Origin of the sequence: Burkholderia sp. Ax-1719, from assembly GCF_011753055.1 — a bacterium.
GTDB lineage: Bacteria > Pseudomonadota > Gammaproteobacteria > Burkholderiales > Burkholderiaceae > Paraburkholderia.
In genome coordinates this window covers 115,975-136,707 of record NZ_VWWJ01000012.1, presented here as the reverse complement: position 1 = coordinate 136,707, position 20,733 = coordinate 115,975, and the positions used below count along the sequence as shown (strand labels likewise).

The 20,733-nt window shown below is 63.0% G+C and carries 18 protein-coding genes and 1 pseudogene; 9 read left to right on the top strand and 10 right to left on the bottom strand.

The features are described 5' to 3' along the window. The first annotated feature begins 184 nt into the window (after nucleotides 1-184). The gene (locus F3J17_RS21250; RefSeq protein ID WP_345891225.1) at nucleotides 185-1,855 is read left to right on the top strand and encodes a tetratricopeptide repeat-containing glycosyltransferase family protein; all 1,671 of its coding nucleotides are present in this window, start codon (nucleotides 185-187) and stop codon (nucleotides 1,853-1,855) included. A gap of 110 nt (nucleotides 1,856-1,965) precedes the next feature. Here the strand turns inward: F3J17_RS21250 and F3J17_RS36300 are convergent. Further along, nucleotides 1,966-2,121 (bottom strand): annotated as a pseudogene (locus F3J17_RS36300) (LysR family transcriptional regulator); the annotation flags it as partial. Between the two features lie 67 nt (nucleotides 2,122-2,188). On the opposite strand from F3J17_RS36300, the gene F3J17_RS21245 reads away from it, so the two are divergent. From F3J17_RS21245 to F3J17_RS21230, 4 genes are all read left to right on the top strand, one after another. Then, nucleotides 2,189-2,968: a DeoR/GlpR family DNA-binding transcription regulator gene (locus tag F3J17_RS21245; protein ID WP_167063200.1), complete on the top strand. Its 780-nt coding sequence runs from the start codon at nucleotides 2,189-2,191 to the stop codon at nucleotides 2,966-2,968. A 360-nt stretch (nucleotides 2,969-3,328) separates the two neighbouring features. Next, on the top strand, nucleotides 3,329-4,876 hold the full coding sequence (gene glpD / locus F3J17_RS21240; RefSeq protein WP_167063197.1) for a glycerol-3-phosphate dehydrogenase: 1,548 nt from the start codon (nucleotides 3,329-3,331) through the stop codon (nucleotides 4,874-4,876). Nucleotides 4,877-4,964: 88 nt separating this feature from the next. Then, nucleotides 4,965-6,470: a glycerol kinase GlpK gene (gene glpK, locus F3J17_RS21235; protein WP_167063194.1), complete on the top strand. Its 1,506-nt coding sequence runs from the start codon at nucleotides 4,965-4,967 to the stop codon at nucleotides 6,468-6,470. 160 nt (nucleotides 6,471-6,630) lie between these two features. Further along, on the top strand, nucleotides 6,631-7,347 hold the full coding sequence (locus F3J17_RS21230) for an MIP/aquaporin family protein (protein ID WP_103704386.1): 717 nt from the start codon (nucleotides 6,631-6,633) through the stop codon (nucleotides 7,345-7,347). Nucleotides 7,348-7,395: 48 nt separating this feature from the next. On the opposite strand, the gene F3J17_RS21225 is transcribed toward F3J17_RS21230, so the two are convergent. The 3 genes from F3J17_RS21225 to F3J17_RS21215 all read right to left on the bottom strand — a co-directional run bounded on the left by F3J17_RS21225 (nucleotide 7,396) and on the right by F3J17_RS21215 (nucleotide 9,766). Next, a complete protein-coding gene (locus F3J17_RS21225; protein ID WP_167063191.1) occupies nucleotides 7,396-7,797 on the bottom strand; it encodes a RidA family protein in 402 nt (133 codons plus the stop codon). Continuing rightward, on the bottom strand, nucleotides 7,794-9,011 hold the full coding sequence (locus F3J17_RS21220; RefSeq protein WP_167063188.1) for an MFS transporter: 1,218 nt from the start codon (nucleotides 9,009-9,011) through the stop codon (nucleotides 7,794-7,796). Before F3J17_RS21220 ends, F3J17_RS21225 begins: the two co-directional genes overlap by 4 nt. A gap of 179 nt (nucleotides 9,012-9,190) precedes the next feature. Then, complete coding sequence (locus F3J17_RS21215) at nucleotides 9,191-9,766, bottom strand: nuclear transport factor 2 family protein (RefSeq protein WP_167063185.1); 576 nt, start codon at nucleotides 9,764-9,766, stop codon at nucleotides 9,191-9,193. 120 nt (nucleotides 9,767-9,886) lie between these two features. Between F3J17_RS21215 and F3J17_RS21210 the strand changes: the two genes are divergently transcribed. Continuing rightward, on the top strand, nucleotides 9,887-10,804 hold the full coding sequence (locus tag F3J17_RS21210; RefSeq protein ID WP_167063182.1) for a LysR substrate-binding domain-containing protein: 918 nt from the start codon (nucleotides 9,887-9,889) through the stop codon (nucleotides 10,802-10,804). Here F3J17_RS21210 and F3J17_RS21205 read toward each other — a convergent pair. The 5 genes from F3J17_RS21205 to F3J17_RS21185 all read right to left on the bottom strand — a co-directional run bounded on the left by F3J17_RS21205 (nucleotide 10,782) and on the right by F3J17_RS21185 (nucleotide 16,337). Beyond that, nucleotides 10,782-11,762, bottom strand: a complete 981-nt coding sequence (locus F3J17_RS21205) for an ABC transporter substrate-binding protein (RefSeq protein ID WP_205194888.1) — start codon at nucleotides 11,760-11,762, stop codon at nucleotides 10,782-10,784. The two genes, F3J17_RS21210 and F3J17_RS21205, sit on opposite strands and share 23 nt — an antisense overlap. Then, nucleotides 11,759-13,939 (bottom strand): TonB-dependent siderophore receptor, encoded by a 2,181-nt coding sequence (locus tag F3J17_RS21200; protein WP_167063179.1) that lies wholly within the window; start codon nucleotides 13,937-13,939, stop codon nucleotides 11,759-11,761. The genes F3J17_RS21205 and F3J17_RS21200 overlap by 4 nt, the downstream gene beginning before the upstream one ends. After that, entirely contained in the window at nucleotides 13,936-14,757 is an 822-nt protein-coding gene (locus F3J17_RS21195) for an ABC transporter ATP-binding protein (protein WP_167063177.1), read from the bottom strand. The genes F3J17_RS21200 and F3J17_RS21195 overlap by 4 nt, the downstream gene beginning before the upstream one ends. 4 nt (nucleotides 14,758-14,761) lie before the next feature. Beyond that, on the bottom strand, nucleotides 14,762-15,772 hold the full coding sequence (locus F3J17_RS21190) for an iron ABC transporter permease (RefSeq protein ID WP_345891224.1): 1,011 nt from the start codon (nucleotides 15,770-15,772) through the stop codon (nucleotides 14,762-14,764). Between the two features lie 265 nt (nucleotides 15,773-16,037). After that, nucleotides 16,038-16,337, bottom strand: coding sequence for a hypothetical protein (locus F3J17_RS21185; protein WP_167063171.1), 300 nt, complete (start codon nucleotides 16,335-16,337; stop codon nucleotides 16,038-16,040). Nucleotides 16,338-16,351: 14 nt separating this feature from the next. Here F3J17_RS21185 and F3J17_RS21180 point away from each other — a divergent pair, with 14 nt between their 5' ends. From F3J17_RS21180 to F3J17_RS21170, 3 genes are all read left to right on the top strand, one after another. Then, nucleotides 16,352-16,519 carry a hypothetical protein gene (locus F3J17_RS21180; protein ID WP_167063169.1) on the top strand — a complete coding sequence of 56 codons (168 nt, stop codon included), beginning with the start codon at nucleotides 16,352-16,354 and terminating at the stop codon, nucleotides 16,517-16,519. 72 nt (nucleotides 16,520-16,591) lie between these two features. After that, complete coding sequence (locus tag F3J17_RS21175; protein WP_167063167.1) at nucleotides 16,592-17,986, top strand: HAMP domain-containing sensor histidine kinase; 1,395 nt, start codon at nucleotides 16,592-16,594, stop codon at nucleotides 17,984-17,986. Nucleotides 17,987-18,110: 124 nt separating this feature from the next. Further along, a complete protein-coding gene (locus tag F3J17_RS21170) occupies nucleotides 18,111-19,667 on the top strand; it encodes a methyl-accepting chemotaxis protein (RefSeq protein ID WP_167063163.1) in 1,557 nt (518 codons plus the stop codon). Nucleotides 19,668-19,712: 45 nt separating this feature from the next. Here the strand turns inward: F3J17_RS21170 and F3J17_RS21165 are convergent, their stop codons facing one another. Next, the gene (locus F3J17_RS21165; RefSeq protein ID WP_167063160.1) at nucleotides 19,713-20,723 is read right to left on the bottom strand and encodes a sodium:calcium antiporter; all 1,011 of its coding nucleotides are present in this window, start codon (nucleotides 20,721-20,723) and stop codon (nucleotides 19,713-19,715) included. Nucleotides 20,724-20,733: the final 10 nt, after the last annotated feature.

Here is a 20,733-nt window from a genome sequence, read left to right as displayed (position 1 = left end):
AATGTTGCGGATTGGTCAGGTTTAGCCCGCTCGTATCGCGGCCACCGGATCGTGACAATCCATCGACTTGATAGGATGACTGATGAGTTGTGTGCTGAACATCCAGAACATGCTGACTACGGGCTGCTATCTCGGTTCTCGGTTGCTTGCAACGCGCGCCTCTTGCCCGCGTGATGTTATACACGTGAACCTGACTGACATCAGGTTTCAGAGCAGTCGGTTCGCGAGTGAAGTCCCCACGCTCACTTACCATTGTTGGCACGCAGAAGGTGTTCCATGCCGCTCGACGTTTTTTACGTCCCGGGAGCAGGCGAATTTCCAGCTTTTTCCCACGATGATGTCATCTGACCACATCCAGCTTTCCTTCGAAAAGGCATTCCGCGCCTATACAACGGGTGAATTCGCAGCTGCTCTCCATCATCTCGAAAACGTTCTGCCACACGATCCGCAGCACTACGACGCAATGCATTTGCGCGGCCAGATCGCGCTCAAGCAGAATGACCTCGAACAGGCTGAAATCTGGCTGACACAGGTTATCCGCTTGAAGCCGCATCCGCTTTTCTATAACAGCCTGTGCGTGATTCAAACGAGGAAGGGCGCTTTTGCGTCTGCCGCCGAAAGCGCCCGCGCGGGACTGTCGATGCACGATCAGTGTCGACAGGATCTCATCGTGATGCTGCTCTATAACCTCGGTGTTGCGCTGCAATCCTGCGATCTGTTGCAGCAAGCTGTGAATGCCTATCGCCTGGCTGCTGCACTCGATCCGCTTCATTCTGAATGCCGGAACAACTTGAGTACGTGTCTGAATGCACTTGGCGATTTGAACGGTGCGATTGAGGTGTTGCGTGAATCGGTCGTCCTGAATCCGGATAACCACGCGGCGCGCAGCAATTTAGGGCACTCCCTGCTTGCGGCCGGGCAATTCAGCGAGGGATGGCGATATTGCGAGGACCGCTGGGCGGCCTATCAGGTGGCAGACGGTCCCTTCGCATTCAGGCCTGCCGATTTGCCCATTCCGCGCTGGCTCGGTCAAACGGTGGCGAATAACGCACGCCTGCTCGTGCTCAGCGAGCAGGGACTGGGCGACATGCTGCAATTCTGTCGCTACCTGCCGATGGCGCTTACGCACTTCAGAGCGGTGGCTTTCGTATGCCCCAAGCCACTGCGCCGTCTCTTGAACGATTCACTTTGCGCTTCAAATCCTGGCCTCACATTGCTCAATGCAATGCCAGCCGATTTGCAGCAATGGGATTGGTATTGCCCGATGTTGTCGCTGCCGCTGGCATTCGATACCCGATTGGACACGATTCCCGCTGACCTGCCGTATCTACGTTCGAATCCCCTGGTAGCGCTCGAATGGGCGACGCGAATAAACGCGCAGCATGCGGATAGGCGGCCTCGTATCGGGCTGGTCTGGGCCGGTGGTCATTCAGGTACGGTGCTTGATCGACGGCGCAGTGTTGCCGTCGATGAGATGGCTCGCCTGTTGGCCTGGCCGCACGCGCAATGGATTAGTCTCCAGAAAGCCGAAACTGCCGAAAAGCAGCTATCACGTGAACACCATCCCAACGTCATCGACTGGATGGACGACGTCGAGGATTTCGCCGATACCGCTGCGCTCATCGAGTCGTTAGACCTTGTCATTTCCGTCGATACGTCCGTGGCCCATCTCGCTGCGGCCATGGGCAAGCGCGTCTGGCTGCTCAATCGATACGCGGGTTGCTGGCGTTGGCTGCGAAATCGCGATGACAGTCCGTGGTATCCGGGCTTGCGAATCTTCACGCAGCGCACGCGCGGCGAGTGGACTGCGGTGCTGGATCACGTCCTGCTCGCGCTGGAACGCGAATACCGCTAGTCACTTGACGTCTGGCAAGACGCTTCGTCCACCATGCCGGCTTTCCGCTCCACGCCCAGACCGCATGGCGCGAGAACCCAGTGACCGGAAAGCGCGCGCACCTTTTACACCTACAACCCGGCGGCAGTGCTGCATGCGTTGAACAGCCTGCGCCGGAGAATCGGCACCGCGGGCGTTTCGGAGCGAGTCGGTGGACGCACCAGAAAATAGCCGCGCGCGGTCAGCATCGATTTGTCGACGAGACGCACCAACTGACCTTCTGCTATAGCGCGCAACGGCTTGCGCGACTGCCTTTACAATAGTCGGCGACCTCCACAAGCCATCAACGAGACAATGACCCGAGACCCCCGCCTCACCCTCAACGCGCGTCAGCAGGAACTGCTCGAATGGGTGCAGCGTGACGGCTTCGTGACCGTCGACGATCTTGCCGCGCACTTCAACGTGACGCCGCAGACCATTCGCCGCGACGTCAACTGGCTCGCCGACATGAACCTCCTGCGCCGCTATCACGGTGGCGCGAGCCTGCCCACCAGCGCCGAAAACGTCTCGTATAGTGCGCGCCAGCAGATGTTCCATGACGAAAAGCGCCGTATCGGCGCACTCGCGGCTTCGCATATTCCCGATCAGGCATCGCTGTTCATCAACCTCGGCACGACGACCGAGGAGGTCGCGCGCGCGCTCAACCGTCATCGCGGCCTGCGCGTCATCACGAACAACCTGAACGTCGCGAGCATGATGAGCGGCTATCCCGAGTGCGAAGTGCTCATCACGGGCGGCATCGTGCGTCCTTGGGACAAGGGCATCGTGGGCGAGCTGACGATCGATTTCATCCGCCAGTTCAAGGTCGATTACGCGATCATCGGCACCTCGGCGATCGAAACCGACGGTACGCTGCGCGACTTCGACACGCGCGAAGTGCGTGTGGCCGAAGCCATCATCCAGCACGCGCGCACCGTCTATCTGGTCACCGATCATTCGAAATTCGGCCGTCCCGCGCTGGTACGTCAGGGTCATCTGAGCCAGATTCATGCGCTCTTCACCGATAAACCCCTGCCCGCCGATATGGACGAGACCATCGCGCAGGCCGGGACGGCGGTGTACGTCGCAGAGTAAATCCTGCCGTTGCATCCCGTCTGACATAAAAACGAACATCGAACGAAAGCAATTCGAACATTTCTGTGTTCGTTCTGCTTTCTGACAGGCGCCTGTCAGTCCACCATTCTTCCTTCCGCCTCCCACCCGTTCAACACAATCCCTCGGGAAAACCCCAGTTTTCCGACCCTTTTCGCTCGAAAACGGCCGTATTGCCCCACTTCCTCCCAGTTTCGTCCGATCGAACTTTACTTTTTCGATTTTGTTCGTTAGATTTCGCATTCGAACATTTCTGGTTCGTATCTGGACGCGCATGGGGCCCGATCAAGGGCGTCGAGCGATGCCAGACGAAGCCACTCAAGGCACAAACAGGAAACGCAGGTGACTCAAGAGAATCGGTACGATCTGCTCGTCGTGGGCGGCGGGATCAACGGCGCGGGCATCGCACGCGACGCAGCCGGGCGCGGGCTGTCCGTGCTCCTTTGCGAACAGGACGATCTGGCTTCGCATACCTCGTCGGCCAGCACCAAGCTGATTCACGGCGGGTTGCGCTATCTCGAGTACAAGGAATTCGGCCTCGTGCGCAAGGCGCTGCAGGAGCGCGAAACGCTGTTGCGCGCGGCTCCGCACATCATGTGGCCGCTGCGCTTCGTGATGCCGCACATGCCGAATCTGCGCCCGGCCTGGCTGATCCGCATTGGCCTGTTTCTCTACGATCACCTCGCGAAGCGCGAACTTCTGCCGGGCTCGCGCGGCATCGATATGCGCCGCCACGCAGCGGGTGCGCCGCTGATCGATTCGATCCGTCGCGGCTTCGTGTATTCGGACGGCTGGGTGGACGATGCGCGTCTGGTCGTGCTCAATGCGCTCGATGCGCAGGAGCGCGGCGCGCGCATTCTCACGCGCACTAAACTCGTGGCCGCGCAGCGCGTGAAGAACGCAAGCGGCGAAGGCGAATGGCAAGCCACGCTGCGCCGCGCCGACGGCAGCACGTTCGACGTGCGCGCGCGTGCTGTTGCGAACGCGGCGGGTCCGTGGGTCGGCGACGTGCTGCATGGCGCACTTGGACGCGGCGCGCAGCACAGCGTGCGACTGGTGAAGGGCAGCCATATCGTGACGAAGCGCCTGTTCGAGCACGACCATGCCTACATCTTCCAGAATCCCGACAAGCGCATCATTTTCGCGATTCCTTACGAGCACGATTTCACGCTGATCGGCACGACCGATGTGGAATATCGCAACGATCCCGCCAAGGTCGCGATCGACGGCGACGAAACGCGTTACCTGTGCGAGTCGATCAATCGCTATTTCAAGCGTAAGATCTCGCCCTCCGATGTGCACTGGACCTATTCGGGCGTGCGTCCGCTGCTTGAGGAAGAGGGCGCGAAGAACGCATCGGCGGTGACGCGCGACTATCGCCTCGAAATGGACGACACGAATGGCGCGCCGCTGCTCTCCGTGTTCGGCGGCAAGATCACCACCTTCCGCAAGCTCGCGGAAGAAGCCGGCGACATGCTGGCTCGCGCACTGGGCAGCAACGCCGGTGCGTGGACGGCCGGCAAGCCCTTGCCCGGCGGCGATATCGCCAACGCACGCTTCGCGCCATTCGCGGAAGGCCTTGCGAAGCGCTTTGCCTGGCTGCCTGCACCGCTCGCGCTGCGCTATGCGCGCGCTTACGGTACACGCGCCGAACGTCTGATCGGCGCGGCGAAGTCGCTCGACGATCTGGGCCCGCAGATCGCCCCCGGCATCTATGAAGCCGAACTGCGTTATCTGCGCGATATCGAATGGGCAACCTGCGCTCAGGATGTGCTGTGGCGCCGCTCGAAGCTCGGTCTGCATGTGACGCCGGGCACGCTGGAAGCCGTGACGGCTGCGCTCGAATCGTGGTTCGCCACGAGCCAGGCGCGGACGGCCGTGCCGCATTAAAGCAATGCCGTAAGCAACATCGCGCGCCGCCCGTCAGCAGTACAGGCGCGTCGCGAATCACAACTACGTACGGAAGGAGATGAGAGACATGCAGGATCAACAATACATTCTCGCGCTCGACCAGGGCACCACCAGTTCGCGCGCGATGCTGTTCGACCGCCAGGGCCGCATCGTTTCGACGGCACAGAAAGAGTTCGAGCAGATTTATCCGCGTCCGGGCTGGGTCGAGCATGACCCGCAGGAAATCTGGTCGACGCAGGCTGGCGTCGCCGCCGAAGCCGTCACGCGCGCGGGCATGAACGGCACCAACATCGCTGCCATCGGCATCACGAACCAGCGCGAAACCACCATCGTGTGGGACCGCGAAACGGGTCATCCGATCTATAACGCCATCGTCTGGCAAGACCGCCGCACGGCCGACTTCTGCGATCAGCTCAAGGCGCAAGGCCTGGAAGAGAAAGTGCGCGCGAAGACCGGTCTGCCGATCGATTCGTATTTCTCGGGCACCAAGATCCGCTGGATTCTCGATAACGTCGAAGGCGCGCGCGAAAAGGCCCGTCAAGGCAAGCTCGCATTTGGCACGGTCGATAGCTGGCTGGTGTGGAACTTCACCAAGCACGAACTGCATGTGACGGACGTGACCAACGCGTCGCGCACGATGCTGTTCAACATCCACACGCGCCAGTGGGACAACGAACTCCTCGAAGCGCTCGATATTCCGCGCAGCATGCTGCCGGAAGTTCGTTCGTCATCCGAAATTTATGGTCCGACCAAGACCACGGTGTTTGCCTCGAAGATTCCGCTCGCGGGTATCGCAGGTGACCAGCAGGCGGCGCTGTTCGGTCAGATGTGCACGCACACCGGCATGGTGAAGAACACCTACGGGACGGGCTGCTTCCTGATGATGAACACGGGTGAAAAGCCCATCGAGTCGAAGAACAACCTCGTTACCACCATTGCCTGGCAGATCGGCGATCAGGTCAATTACGCGCTGGAAGGCAGCATCTTTATCGCAGGCGCGGTGGTGCAGTGGCTGCGTGACGGCATGGGCATCATCAAGAGCGCGTCGGAAATCGAAGCGCTCGCTGCCAGCGTGCCGCACACGGACGGCGTCTATCTGGTGCCGGCATTCGCGGGCCTGGGCGCGCCGCACTGGAATGCACGTGCGCGCGGTTCGCTGTTTGGTGTGACGCGCGGCACGACGTCGGCGCACGTGGCGCGCGCGGCGCTCGATTCGATCGCGTATCAGTCGCTCGACGTGCTCGCAGCGATGGAAGCGGATTCGGGCATCAGCGTGGGCGAATTGCGCGTGGACGGCGGCGCAAGTGCCAACAACCTGCTGATGCAGTTCCAGGCGGACCTGCTGGGCGTGGATGCCGTGCGCCCGCAGATCACCGAAACGACTGCGCTGGGCGCCGCGTATCTCGCGGGTCTCGCGGTTGGCTACTGGAAGAACGTGGACGAGCTGCAAGGCCAGTGGCACGTGGACAAGCGTTTCGCGCCGAACATGGCGGCTTCGCAGGTCGATGCATGCCGCTCGGGCTGGCAGCGCGCGGTGCGCGCCGCCAAGGCGTGGGCCGACGATTCGCAGTAACACCGCGCAGTAACCCCGCGCATTAACAACGCGCAGTAGTGGCAGTCAAGCTGTAGAAACAGGGCATCCCAAGTGATCCAATCACACAACAATACCCAGCAGGCAGCGGGCCGAAGCATCGGCCCTGCATGCCCGCTGAACAATAAGTGAGACAACCATCATGTCACCCTATATTGCGGAATTCATCGGCACAGCGATTCTCGTGCTGCTAGGCAACGGCGCGGTCGCCAACGTGCTGCTCGCCAAAACCAAGGGCCGCGGCGCGGACCTGATCGTCATCGTCATGGGCTGGGCGATGGCCGTGTTCGTGGCCGTCTACGTGACGGCGGCGTACAGCGGCGCGCATTTGAACCCGATCGTCACGATCAGCCTGGCGCTGGCGGGCAAGTTTGCGTGGTCGAAAGTGGGCGGTTATATTGCCGCGCAGATGCTCGGCGGCATGGCCGGCGCGTTCCTCGTGTGGCTCGCCTATCGTCAGCACTTTGCGAATGAAGAGGACGCGGATCTCAAGCTCGCCGTGTTCTGCACGGGCCCCGCGATTCGTTGCGTGCGCCACAATGTCATCACCGAAGCAATCTGTACTTTTGTGCTGATTCTGGGCGTGCTGTACCTGGCTGCGCCGCAAGTGGGGCTGGGCGCGCTCGACGCGCTGCCGGTCGGCCTGCTGGTGCTCGGCATCGGCATTTCGCTGGGCGGCCCCACGGGCTACGCGATGAGCCCGGCGCGCGATCTTTCGCCGCGCATCATGCACGCGCTGCTGCCGATTCCGGGCAAGCGTGACAGCGACTGGCGCTATGCATGGATTCCGGTCGTCGGCCCGCTGCTGGGCGGCGTGGCGGCATCGACGCTGTATCTGTATCTGCACGCTTCGCATTGAAGCGTGAGCGGCGGCGTCGGGATGTGCTTCGCCCGACGCCTCCGCTGTTCAACGCTCTTCCCGCTGCACTGCCACGCATTTGATCTCCACCAGCAGGCCGGAACGCGCGAGTTCGGTTACGCCGATCGCCGTCCATGCGCAGGTGCCGCGCGGAAACACACGGTCTTTCACTTCCCGAAAGACCGCCATGTGCTCACTCATCTGCACGTGATACGTCGTCATATCGACGACGTCATCGAAGCTGCAACCCGCCTCTTCCAGCACGATACGAAGGTTCTCCCAGCAGGCGACGAACTGCGCTTCGGGATCGGCGATCACTTCCAGCTCGGGCGTGCGCCCGACCTGTCCCGCGCAATAGACCGTCGCGCCCACTTTCACGGCCGGCACGTAGCCGGCGCGTTCGACAATGGCTTGCATCTGCGGCGGCACGATCAATTCGCGTTGGGTCATGCGGGGTCCTTTTCGACGTGAGTTTTGCGTGAGCGCGCGCGCCATACCAGCGCGGCGGCGCCAAAGCCCAGCAGCGCGCAGTAGCGATAATCGGCGCCCACGTTCTGATGATCGACGACCACGCCGCCCACCACCGAACCCAGCGCAATCGCCACCTGCGTCGCCAGTGTGAAGAGCGCGGCGGCGGCTTCGCTCTCGCCGCCCTGTACACGCCGGTGCCAGACGTTCAGGCAGAGCGGCAGCGCGCCCCACGCGATGCCCCAGATCATCACGCCCGCGAGCACGGTAAAGCGCGCGTGATCCAGCGAGGGCAGAACGGCCAGCGTCGCGGCCAGCAGCAGGATATTGCCGAGCATCGCCGCGCCGAGCTTGCGGCCCACGTAACGCCCGGCGGCGAAATTCGCGACCAGCGCGCAGAAACCATAGGCGAGCAGCACCCATGTGCCAGTATCGCCGGATACGCCTGCCTGGATCAGCAGCGGCATCAGATACGTGTAAGCGCCGAAGTGCGTGATAAACACCAGCAGCGTAAGCGCCAGACTCAGTTGCGCTTCACGCTGCCGCGCGAATGCGGCGAAGCCTGCGAGGCGTAATTTCGATTGCGCGGGCATCGGCGGCAACACGACGATCTGGGCGATCAACGCCACGGTCGCCAGCACGCCCGCACCGATAAACGCGCCGCGCCAGCTAAAGAAGCCCGCGAGCAAGGTGCCGAAGGGCAGACCCACGATCATCGCGAGCGCTGCGCCGCCGAAGATGGTCCCCGCTGCGCGATGCACATGTTCCGGTGCGACCAACCGTCCCGCGACGGCCAGGCCCAGCGACCAGAACGCACCCAGACTCGCGCCCACCATCGCGCGGCTCACCAGCAACAGCGCGAAGCTGTTCGCAAAGGCCGCGAGCAGACATGCCGCAAGCAAAATCACGGAGAGGCCGATCAACACGCGCCGCCGGTCGATGCGTCCCGCGGCCATCATCACGCCGGGCGCGGCGACGGCGGCGAAGAGCGCGGGCGAGGTCATCATCAGCCCGGCCTGGCCGTCCGAAATGTTGAAGGTGCGGGCCACCTCGGGCAGCACGCCCACGGGCAAAAATTCGGTGGTGACGCTGGCGAACGAGCCCAGCGCGAGCGACCAGACGGCCGCCCAATGTTCATTATTGCGAGTTTTCGATTGCTTCGCGCGCGACGTCTGCGCGCATTCGATATCCGACATCGGGAATGATCAGCTAAAGGCTGCGGCCGGCATGCAGATGCAAAGCGCCGCGAGGGCGCGCCCACTGAGGAAACGGGACAAGCTGCATGCGTGCCGCGAGGGACAGATTGAAAAAACCTCAAGCCTCGATTGTACAGGTCCCTTTCATTCGGGTTTCGATGTCGGGCAGGCCCGCGCGCTCAAGCGGCGAGCCAGGCTTCGCCTTGCTGCTTCATCTGTGCTTCAAGTTCGCTGCCCTTGGTCGCGAACACGCGCCGCACCGGAAAGCCGCTTTGCGCCAGCAGATACGCGAGCGCCGCGTATCCACGCGGCAACTGGCGCGCGGCTTCGCGATCGATCTCGACGATGCCGCAAGGAAACGTGAAATACGCGTTGTCGTAGATGCATTGACGCCGAACGATCTTCCATTCGCCATTGCGCTTTTCGACCTGATCGTAGAAGCGGCTATGCGCCACGCAGCCCAGTTCGAGCGCGATGTTTTCGCCGATGATCATGGCATTGGTTTCCACGATCGCCTTCGCGCCGTTGAAATGCACGACCGGCTGGCCGACGAAATGTTTGGTGCGCAGATCGGACTTGCCCATGCGTTGCGACCCCGCGATGAAGTCGGCGGCGGGTCCTTCGAACCAGGTGACCTCGATCGTGCCGTCGGGGTGGAACAGGCCGGCAAGCTGCTCCCATTGCGCGAGATCGCGGTGCATCCAGCCCGTCATCAGATCCGAAATTGCCTGGCGGTCTTCGAGTGTCGTTTGCATGAAAGTGCCTTGAAAGTGGGGAGGAACTGAATTGCTCCAAAGGCAGTATGGGCGACGGAATTCGATCATCCAAATATATTGTTATGATCGTTCGATCAGTTTGAGTGATGGATCATCGTCATGGAATTGCGCCATTTACGCTATTTCGTCGCATTGGCCGAGACCGGCCATTTCGGCCACGCCGCGCAGCGGCTGAATATCGTGCAGCCTGCACTGAGCATGCAGATTCGCGATCTGGAAGAGGAGGTGGGCGGTCCGCTGTTCACGCGCACGCGTCAGGGCGTGTTGCTGACTGCGGCGGGAGAAATTCTGCTGACTGAAGCGCGCCGCACACTTGCCCAGGCGGAGCACGCTCGCGACGCGACGCGTCGTTCGTTGCGCGGCGAAATTGGCCGCGTGCGCGTGGGATTCGCGGGCAATGCGGTGCTGTCCGGCATGCTCACGGGGGCGCTCAGGCAGTTTCGTGCGCGCTTTCCGCGCGCGGAGATTTCGGTGCAGGAAATGGCGCCGAATCTGCACGAAGATGCGCTGGTGAAAGGCGATATCGATATTGCTTACGGCACGGTGCAACCGCTCGCGGAGCATCGCACACTGCGCTGTGAACGGATCGGCAACTGGCCGATGGTCGTGGCGATGGCGCAGGACCATCGTTTGGCGAAACGCGCACGCGTGCCGCTCAAGGTGCTGGCCAACGAGCAGATCATCGCGTTCTCGTCCGACGATGGCGATGCGGGCCTGGTTCATCTGCGCGCGCATCTGGGTATCGTGGTGGAACCGGCGTTTCGCGTGTCGAGCACGCTTAGCGTGCTGGCGCTCGCGGCGGCCGGATTGGGCGTGGCGCTGGTGCCGCGTTCGGTCGAAGAGGTCGTGTTACCGGGCCTGACCTATCGGCCCGTTTCGGAGGTAGGGTCGGCGGGCTTGCTGCTGCTCAGCCGCGCCGACGAATCGTCAGGCGCGGTCATGGCGTTTCATGCGCTGGCGCTGGAAGTGGCCCGCACTGCCAATGCGGCAGCGCTCAAGTCCCGCCGCTCAACATAAGCTTCGCTTGCGCATCGGTGAGCGTGTAGCCGTAAAAGCGCTGGTAGAACTGCTGCGTTTGCACTTGCATCGATACATCGGCTGAGTTCTTGAACGCTTCGGGATGCAGTGTCCGCGCGGCCCAGCGCACTTCGAGCGCTGCTTCGGGACCGTAGCGGTCCCAAGGGAACACGCCCGTAGGATTGCGATAGACGCGCCCTTCGCGCACGGCGTCGAGCGTTTGCCAGAGCGCTCGCTGCGGCGAGGCGTTGATCGAACCCGCATTGGCCGCGAGTATCACGACATCGGGATGCCACGCCAGCACCTGCTCGATCGACACCGGCTTCAGATTGCCCGTCAAGCCATCAGCGGCATTGCGCGCGCCGGCCGCGCTTATCCATTGATCGACGATCGTATCGGCGCCGTCCACTTTTAGCGGCGCGAGCGAAGCCACATGCAGCACGCGCGGCGTGGTGTGCGATCCGTGTGCGGAAAGCGCCTGCAACATGTCGCGCAACGTGGCTTGCAAATAGGCGCGATAGTCGGTTGCGCGCTGGCGGGCGAGCGGTGTGTCGAGCGTCTGGGCCGTGAGGTCGATGCAGCGAAGCATCGAGTCGTAATCGTCGAAGCCCACTGGCACGACGTCGAGACCGAGCCGTCGCATTGCGCCGATGGTGGGATCGCCCTTGCTGGCGAACACGACATCGGCGTTCAGACGCAGCAGGTCTTCCGCATTGACGGTTGCGCCCGCAACGGGTTGCGCATTGGCGAGCGCGGGAGCAACGCGAAACATCCACGGCAAGGCCTGCGGACGCGCGACTGTCGCCACGACACTGCTGGCGGAACCGAGCATCGTCACCACGGCGTTATGCGCGTACCAGAGATCGGCGATACGGGTTTTGGGCTGCGCTTGCGCGGCGAGCGCGCATGAACTCAACACCAGTGCCGCGGCAACGCGCGCCATTCGTATGAACCTCATAGATCGAACTCCACCGAAGCGGTGATCGTACGCGGCGCGCCAAGTTGTGCGGTGGCATTGCCCGATCCCGTATAGCCGTTCAGACCGCCGGGCACGATATTGGTCCAGTAATGGCGATTCGTGACGTTATCGACGGACAGGCGGAACGTGACCGCGCGATCCATGATATCGGCGAGATAACCCACGCCTAGATCGAGCGTGGTGTACGAACCCACCGACCAGTTATTGGCGTTGTCGGTGGGACGCGCACCCACGTAATGCACGTTGAGATTGGTGAAGAGACCCGGCACCTGCTGGATCTTGTATTGCATCAGCACATTGAGCGCGAACTCCGGCAGGCCCACGATGCGCTTGCCTTCGGTGCTCGCGTTGCCCGTATCGAACAGACGCGGGTCGAGCCACGTAAAGCCGCCGAACACCGAGAGATTGCGCGTGGCGTTGCCGTCCAGCATCACCTCGATGCCGCGATTGACCTGATTGCCGGCGGTGCCATAGGTGCCGTCCGCGAGTGTATAAGCGTAAGGCCGCGTGATGCGGAACGCCGCGACGGAGGCGTTCATACGCGCAAGCGCGAGCTTGTAGCCCACTTCCCACTGCTTGCTGCGATACGGATCGAGAATATTGCCGGCGTTGGTCGAGCCGGCGGGCGCGGTGTCGCCTTGCTGGAGGCTGTCCGCGTAGGTTACGTAAAGGCTCTGGTTTTCTCGCGGCTTGAAAATCAGGCTAGCCGCGCCCGACAGACCCTGATTGGCCGATTCGCTTGTCTGCACGCCTTTCACGTTGTAGTTGTGCGTGGACAGCCAGCTCTGGCTGCCCGCGAGCAGCACCGACCAATACGGCGAGAAGCGGATATTGTCGCTCGCCGTTAAGGACTGCTGGGTACTTTGCGCCGATTGATAACGATGCTCGAAATCGGGCGCGCCGGTCACTGCGAACGACTGCGGGTTTGCCAGGCTCGCGGTGCCGAGCGTGGTCGTGCCGCCCGCAACCGGATTGAAGTTGTCCCAGGTGAAGCCGCTCGTGCCCACGCTGATGTCGTGCTGCACGCTGCCCGTTTCCACATGGCCGCGCAGATAGAGCAGATTGCTCGTGATCGTGAAGCGGCTGGCGGTGGCGGTCGAAATCGTCGTGGTGTAGTTGCCCGTGGTGGAAATCGTGTTGGTGGGCGTGGTCGATTCGCGGTCGGCGATCTGGCGCAGCACCGCCGCTTCCAGATGCCAGTTCGGCGAGAAGTCGTGTTTCAGACGCAGACTTCCGGTGTCGGTGGTGTCGTCGTTGCCGCCGTTGGACGAGCCCCAGACGGCGTTGGTGGGATCCAGCGCCGCCGGAAAATGCGCGCCGCTCGCCAGCGCGAAGGTCGCGGGAAAGCCTTTGGTCACGTAGTGATAGTGGCTGTAGTTCGCCTCCAGCACCGTATCGCGCGAAAGGTGGAAGTCGAACGCGACGCTCGCCAGCTGGCGTCGCAACGAGCTATGGTCCGTGTAGCCGGTGCCGGTTTCGTCGAGCAGCGTGAGGCGATAGCCAATGGCCTTTGAAGGACCCACGCGATCCGATACATCGAGGCCGCGCGTAAAGCGCGTCTGTGAACCGTAACCTAGCGTGAAGTGAAGCTCGCGGTCATCGGTGGGGCGCTTCTGGATGTAGTTGAAGGTGCCGGCCGGATTGGCCGGACCGTACAGCGCGCCCGCCAAACCATTCAGGACTTCGATGCGATCAAACTGTTCGAGCGGGTAGTCGGTGGTCGACACCACGTTGAGACCGTCGATGCGGCTGTTCTGCACCACGCTGCCCTGTATGCCGCGGCTTTGCGGTCGCGCGCCATCGCCCTGCACGGAAGGCAGCAGGCGCAACGCGTCCGGAATGCTCTTGAGCTGCTGATCGGCGATCACTTCCTGCGTCACTACGTTGACCGTGTAAGGCGTGTCCACGCGTTTGAGCGTGCCCAGCGGGCCGAGCGAGGCCTTGTCGCTGCGCGGAGAATTGGCACCGTCCGGCGTGGCGCTGGCGCTGACGGCGACAGGGGGAAGCGTGGTCGACTTTTCGGCTTTTTTGCTGATGTTTGTCGTATCGGCGGAAGCGGGCTGTGCGCTTTGCGCACGGGCATTATTCGCTGCGGCGAAAGCGCATGCGGCTGCGAACGCAAAAGCGGCGCAGCGCGACGGATGTCGATGGTTCATCGGTGGCTCGGGGGGACGCGCGAAGGCGGGAGTGGGGAAGCGGGTGCGGCGGCGCGAAAGAAGCGCTGGCCGTCGATGTCGAGCTGTTCGACCGGTGCGCGGTAGAGCGCGCTCACGGTTGGTGCATCGAGGACGTCGCGCGGCGGCCCGTCGGCGACGATGCGCCCGCTGTCGAGCAGCGCGACGCGCGTGGAGAGATTGCAGGCGTCGTCGGGGCGATGATTGGTGTTGACGATTGCATAGCCGCTGGCTGCAAGCGCCGCAAGGCGCTCAAGCAGCCGCAGATGCTGGCCATAGTCGAGGCCCGCGAACGGCTCGTCCAGCAGGAGGATGCGCGCGCCCTGGGCGAGCGCGCGTGCGAGCATCACGCGCTGGCGCTCGCCGCCCGAAAGCGCGCCATAGTCGCGTTGTGCGAGGTGCGCGACCTGCATGTCGTCGAGCGCGGCGGCGATGGCTTCGCGGTCCTGAGCGCGCGGCGCGCGCATGAGACCGCGATGCGGCAGCCGCCCGAGCGCGACGATCTGCTCGACGGTATAGGGAAACTGCGGCGTATGATGTTGCGGGACCCACGCCACCTGCTGCGCAATGGCGCGGCGCGCGTGACGGTGCAGCGGTTGCCCGTGCAGATGCACTTCGCCAGCGTCAGGCGTAATCAGGCCGAGCAACACGCGCAGCAACGTGCTTTTACCCGCGCCATTCACGCCGAGCAGCGATACCAGTTCGCCAGCACGCACGCCGAAGCTCACGCCATCGAGCACACAGGCGTGCGCACGCCTGACAACGATATCGCGACAGGCGAGCGAAAGCGGTTTGCTCATAGGCTTACCGTCCATCGCGGCGCAGCGTGCGCAGGACCGCCACAAAGGCGACCGCGCCGCCCAGTTCGGTGACCACGCCAAGCGGAATCTCCGCGCTTGCGACGCTTCGTGCGCAGGTATCGGCGAGCATCAGCGCCATTGCACCCACGAGCGCACTCATTGGTAGTACGAAGCGATTGGATGCGCCCACCAGCGGGCGTACGAGGTTCGGCACCAGCAAGCCGATCCAGCCGATCATGCCCGCAAGCGCCACAGTGAGCGCGCTGATCAGTGTCGCCAGCGCCATCACGCCAAGGCGGATGACATTGACGGGCACGCCGAGACTGCGCGCTTCGTCGTCGCTGAGCGTGAGACCGTCGATGAGCGGAGCGGCGACGCATAGCAGCAGCGTGCCCAACGCAAGGGGCACAGCCGCCCACGCCAGTTCGTGCCAGCCCGTCTGCGCGAGCGAACCGAGCAGCCAGTACACGATCGCAGGCAACTGGTTGAGCGGGTCTGCCACGTATTTGAGCAGCGAAACGAGCGCGGAAAACAGCGCATTGCTCACAAGGCCGCCGAGCAGCAGCGTGAGCACGCCGCCACGCTCGCCGCGTGCATCCGCCAGGCCGCCGATCAGCGCCGCGGCGCCCACGCCCACCGCCATCGCAAGAATGCCGCCGACGAACGCGCTGGCTTCGATCCACATGGCGTGCGCGCTGCCGCTGCCCGCTACTATGGCCAGCGCCGCGCCGAATGCCGCGCCGCCAAGCACGCCCAACAGTCCCGGTGAAACCAGCGGATTGCGAAACACGGCCTGATACGTCGCGCCCGATGTGCAGAGCGCCGCGCCGATCAACGCCGCCGCGACCAGACGCGGCAGACGCGCCTCCATCACGACGGCATGCAGCAGCGCACCGTGCGCGCTACCCGCCAGCGGTGCGTGCAGATGCAGCGCCGCGAGCAAGGTCAACGCGACCTGATCGGGCGCAAGTGGCAGACGCCCCACGCACAGCCCGAGCCACGCGACCAGCGGCACACCCGCGAACGCAGCGCAAAAAGCGAGGGTGCGTTTGCCGATCGGCTTTAAAGCGAATTGAAAGGAATTTGAGGACTTCGATATCGGCATTGCGATGAGAGAGGCGACGCGTTGTGCGCCGCGCTTCTCATTGAATTCGGCCAGGAGCCGGGAGATAAACGGCTGATGCCGCCTGCGAATTCGAAATATCTTACCGGATATAGCGATTTTGAAACGACAGGATGCGACTGCGACAAATCAGCGCGCCGATTATCGAATGGACGTGTTATTGCGTGCAGACGGAGCGCGTGATGGCCGGAAATTCCGATGCGCCGGGATGTCCGAGCACATAACCGCAACGCGACGCGGATACTGAGGCGCGATCGGAAGGCGCGAACGGATACGAGTTCTTTTCATCGGCAGCGGTGGTGTCGGTCAGCCATGCGCGGTATAGCTGGGCCTTGACCTGAATGGGCGCTACGCCGTGACGTCCGGCTATTTCGGCTGCGGCATGCGCCGGAATGGACGACAAGGCCGACATCGCGGCGGCGAGTGAAACGATGCAAAGCGCGAGTGAGCGTTTCATGGTGTATTTCCTCTATGACGGGTAACAAAGGCGAATCGAGCATTATTTTTGCGGCGAACATCGGGAAAATCAGACTGTTCGCACTGCCTATTTTGATCACTCGCCACGACAGCGTCATTGCCGGCGAATTAAACTTTATTTATCGGCATGGGATTGATGTGCGTTTCATTTCACAAGATTAAATAAATTTTCATGTTTGAGTATGGGCGGTTTGCGATACTGGACGCGAAGGCGGGGAAATGCGGGGAAATACGATGAAAATGAGTCTCTGGCGCAGCACGACATTCCGGCTGCTGATGATCTATGCGCTGGTGTTCTCGGCTTCGATGTCCGCGCTCGTCTATCTGAACTATTGGCAGTCGGCGTCCTATACCGCGCGCGAGGCCGACTACAACATCAACTGGCAATTCGCGTACTTCTCTGCGCTTGCGCCTTCGCAGGTGCCGGCCGCGCTCGACGCGCATATCCGCAGCCAGATTCAGCGCCCCGTGAACTTCTATGGGCTGTTTTCGCCCGACAAGCGCTGGCTTGCGGGCGATATCGCGCGCATGCCGCATCACCTCGCCGAAAACGGCGTCGGGGTGTGGGACCGGCCGTTTCTGATCGGCCCTGCGACGGTGCATCCGCAATATTTGCGCACGCGCGTCACGCGTCTGCCCGATGGCGATCTGCTGGTGGTGTCGCGCGACGTCGGCGAAATGGCGCGTTTGCGCGAGACCATGCTTGGCGGCCTGGCCGGCAGCGCGGCGCTGGTGATGCTGGGCGGATTGGGTGTGGGCGTGCTGGTCTCCACTTCACAACTGCGCCGCGTCAAGGCGGTGCGCCGCGTGGCGCAGCAGATCGCAGCGGGCGATCTGGATGCGCGCTTGCCCGACGGCGGACGCGATGAAATCAGCTGGCTTTCGCAGATCGTCAATCACATGCTCGACGAAGTCTCGCGGCTCATGCACGAGGTCAAGGGCGCGTGTGACGGCATTGCGCACGATCTGCGTACGCCGCTCGTGCGGGTGCGCGCGCATCTCGCGCGCGTGCCGCTGGAGCGTCTGGAAGGCGAGCACGCCAATCTCGTCGATCAGGCCACGCGCGGCGTCAACGATGTGTTGCGTCGTTTCTCCGCCATGCTGCGTATTTCGGAGATCGAAGCAATGCGGCGGCGCGCGGGCTTTGGCGATGTCGCGCTCGACAAGTTGTGCGCGGAAGTCGCCGATCTTTATCAACCGCTGGCCGCCGAAAAGCGTATCGATCTCGCGCTGCAACTGGAGCGCGTGGCGCTGGTGCGCGCCGATTACGCCTTGCTGTTCGAGGCGCTGGCGAACCTGCTGGATAACGCGATCAAGTTCACGCCTGCGGGCGGCCGTGTCGGGCTGCATGTCTCGATGGGATTGCAAGGGCCGAGTGTGCAGGTCAGCGACAACGGTCCCGGCATTCCCGAAGCGGAACGCATGGCGGTATTCCAGCGCTTTTATCGCAGTGAGCGCACGCGAGAAGCGCCGGGTTCCGGTCTGGGACTATCGCTGGTGCAGGCGGTGATGCGCATGCACGGTTTCGGACTGGCGCTTGCGCACGAGCGGCCGGGTTTGCGGGTGACGCTCGATTGCTGGGCCTACGCGAGCGCGCGGGTGCGAGAGCAGGACATCAGAGGGGCGTAGTAAGCGAGCTGAAAGCCCGTCGGCGGGACTTTCCGCGAATGCATATGACCCTAAAGCGAACGGAGATTATTGCCGTTATCGAAAGCATCGCAACGACTATCCGGCGTTCGCCGGCACCCGCAGCATGCGCAATTTAACGGTTCGGGCCAGCCTGCTGGCGGTCCTCGTGGTTTTCTCGACGATGATTTTGCTGGGCGGCCTCGTCGGTATCGTTGCGCTTCATAGCGCCAATAGCAACACCCAGGGGCTGCGCGAAATGGCGCGCCAGACCATCCTGGTCAACGACGCCTACAAGGACACCGCGCGCACGCGTTCGGCGCTGATGCGCGCCTACACGGCGCTCAAGGAACGCAACGACACGGCCGGGCGCGATTCCGCGCTCAAGAGCGCGCAGCGTACGCTCGATCTTTCCGCGAGCGAAACGCAGTCATTCGAGAAAGCTGCGCCGTTCGACGGAATGGATACGGCGCTCAAGGCGCAACTCGTCGATTCCTCGGGGCAACTGGCGGCGAACCTCGCGCGGGCGCGCGACGCGCTCGCAAACGGCGATACCTCGGCCTACGCGACGCTCAACGATAGCGCGATCACCACTTCGGGTCAGGTCTATTCGGCGAACGTCGAAAAATTCCAGCAGCTCGCCAACCAGCTTTCCGAAGCAGCGCTGGCCAGCAGCAATACGCAATATGAATGGATCGTCGGCATGGTGGTGCTGGGCGTGAGCCTCGCGCTCGCGCTGATCGTGGCGACCCATTTCGCGCTGCGCCGTGTGGTGTCCGCGCCGCTCGCACAGGCCGCCGACGTGCTCGACCGCATCGCCTCCAACGATCTGACCGTGCGCGTGCCGCCGGCGAGCGGCAACGAAATCGGCCTGCTGTTCGCGGCGATGCACCGCATGCAGTCGGGCCTCACACAGACGGTCTCGGGCGTGCGCGATAGCTGCGAGGCGATTCACACGGCTGCGCGCGAAATTGCCGCGGGCAATCTCGATCTGTCGAGCCGCACCGAGGAACAGTCGGCATCGCTCGAAGAGACCGCGGCGAGCATGGAGCAACTCACGTCGACGGTGCGCCAGAACGCCGAACATGCGCGCGAGGCCAGCACACTGGCAGGCGGCGCGGCCGATCTCGCGCAGCAGGGCGGCGATGTTGTGAGCCGCGCGGTGCGGACGATGGCCGACATCAGCGCCAGCTCGAAGAAGATCGCCGAAATCACCGGCATGATCGACAGCATCGCGTTCCAGACCAATATTCTCGCGCTCAACGCGGCGGTGGAATCGGCGCGCGCAGGCGAACAGGGCCGCGGTTTCGCCGTGGTGGCGGGCGAAGTGCGTACGCTGGCTCAGCGTAGCGCGGGCGCGGCGCGCGAGATCAAGGATCTGATTGGCCAGTCGATCGAACACGTGGCCAGCGGCAACGCGCTCGTCACGCAGGCGGGTAACACGATGGGCGAGATCGTCGGTGCGGTGCGCAACGTCGCCACGCTGATGGGCGAAATCACCACGGCCACGGCCGAGCAAAGCGATGGCATCGAGCAGGTCGGCCACGCGGTGAGTCAGATGGATCAGGTCACGCAGCAGAACGCGGCGCTGGTCGAAGAGGCTGCGGCCGCTGCGAGCGCGCTGGAGGCGCAGTCGCAGCGTATGCGCGAGGCGGTGTCGGTGTTCCGTCTCGCGCATGCATAAGCGCGTTTAAAGTGACTTTAAAGCGCCTTTAAATCGCATTCAGCCTTACTGCGGAATCACGAAGAGCATCGCCGCGAATACGGCATAGAGCCAGCCCACATGCGTGAGCTGGCGGCTCTTGACCTGCGGGGCGCGGAACGACCATTGCAGGAACAGGATCGCGATCATCGTCATCACGGCGGCGAGGATCGAAGGCGACGCCAGATGCCACGGTGTGAAAAACAGGCCGAAGGCGGTGGGAATGGTCGCCTGAATCATCATCGCGCCGCTGATATTCGCTAGCGCCAGGCGTTCCTTGCCCTGACGCACCCAGATGATCGCGTTCATGATTTCGGGCAGTTCGGTGGCGATGGGGCTGAAGAGCAGCGCGCTCAACTGCGCGCTCAGGCCAAGCCACGGCCCCACGGCGCTGATCTGCTGCACGAACAGGTGCGAAGCGAAAAAGATCACCACTAGCGCGCCGAGCGTCTGCGCAAGAATCCACACCATCGCCGGATTCGCATCGCGCGGGCGCAGCTTGAGCGGTTCCAGGTCCTCGCTTTCCACGGCTTCGCCGCCGCCGTCGTCGCTCAATTCCTTCCAGCAATAGAACGCGTAGGCCGCGAGAAACGCGATGCCGAGCAGCGGCTTGAAGTGGAACACCACCAGACCCAGACCGATCTTCGCGACGAAGATCGCGAGGAACCACAACTGGTCGCGGCGCAGGCGGCGCGTATCGGCGTCCACGGTGTCGGCGCGTGCGCGGCCCGCGCGGGCCGCGGTCGCGAGCAGGGCGACGCCCACCACCGCATAGGCGACAGTGCTCAGTGCAAGCGGGCCGCCAATGGCCGCGCCAATGCCGATTTCCTTGTGCGCCGCGTCGCCGCCAAATGCGACGGCCACCAGCGTGACCACGCTTTCAGGCAAGGCTGTGCCGAACGCGGCGAGAATCGTGCCGGTGGCGGTCTGCGTGATATTGAGCTTCTGCCCGAGCCATTCGACGCCATTGACGAAGGTCTCGCAGGACAGATAGATGATGCCGGCAGCGGCAATGAGCAGGGCGAACGTCCAGATCATGACGCACGCT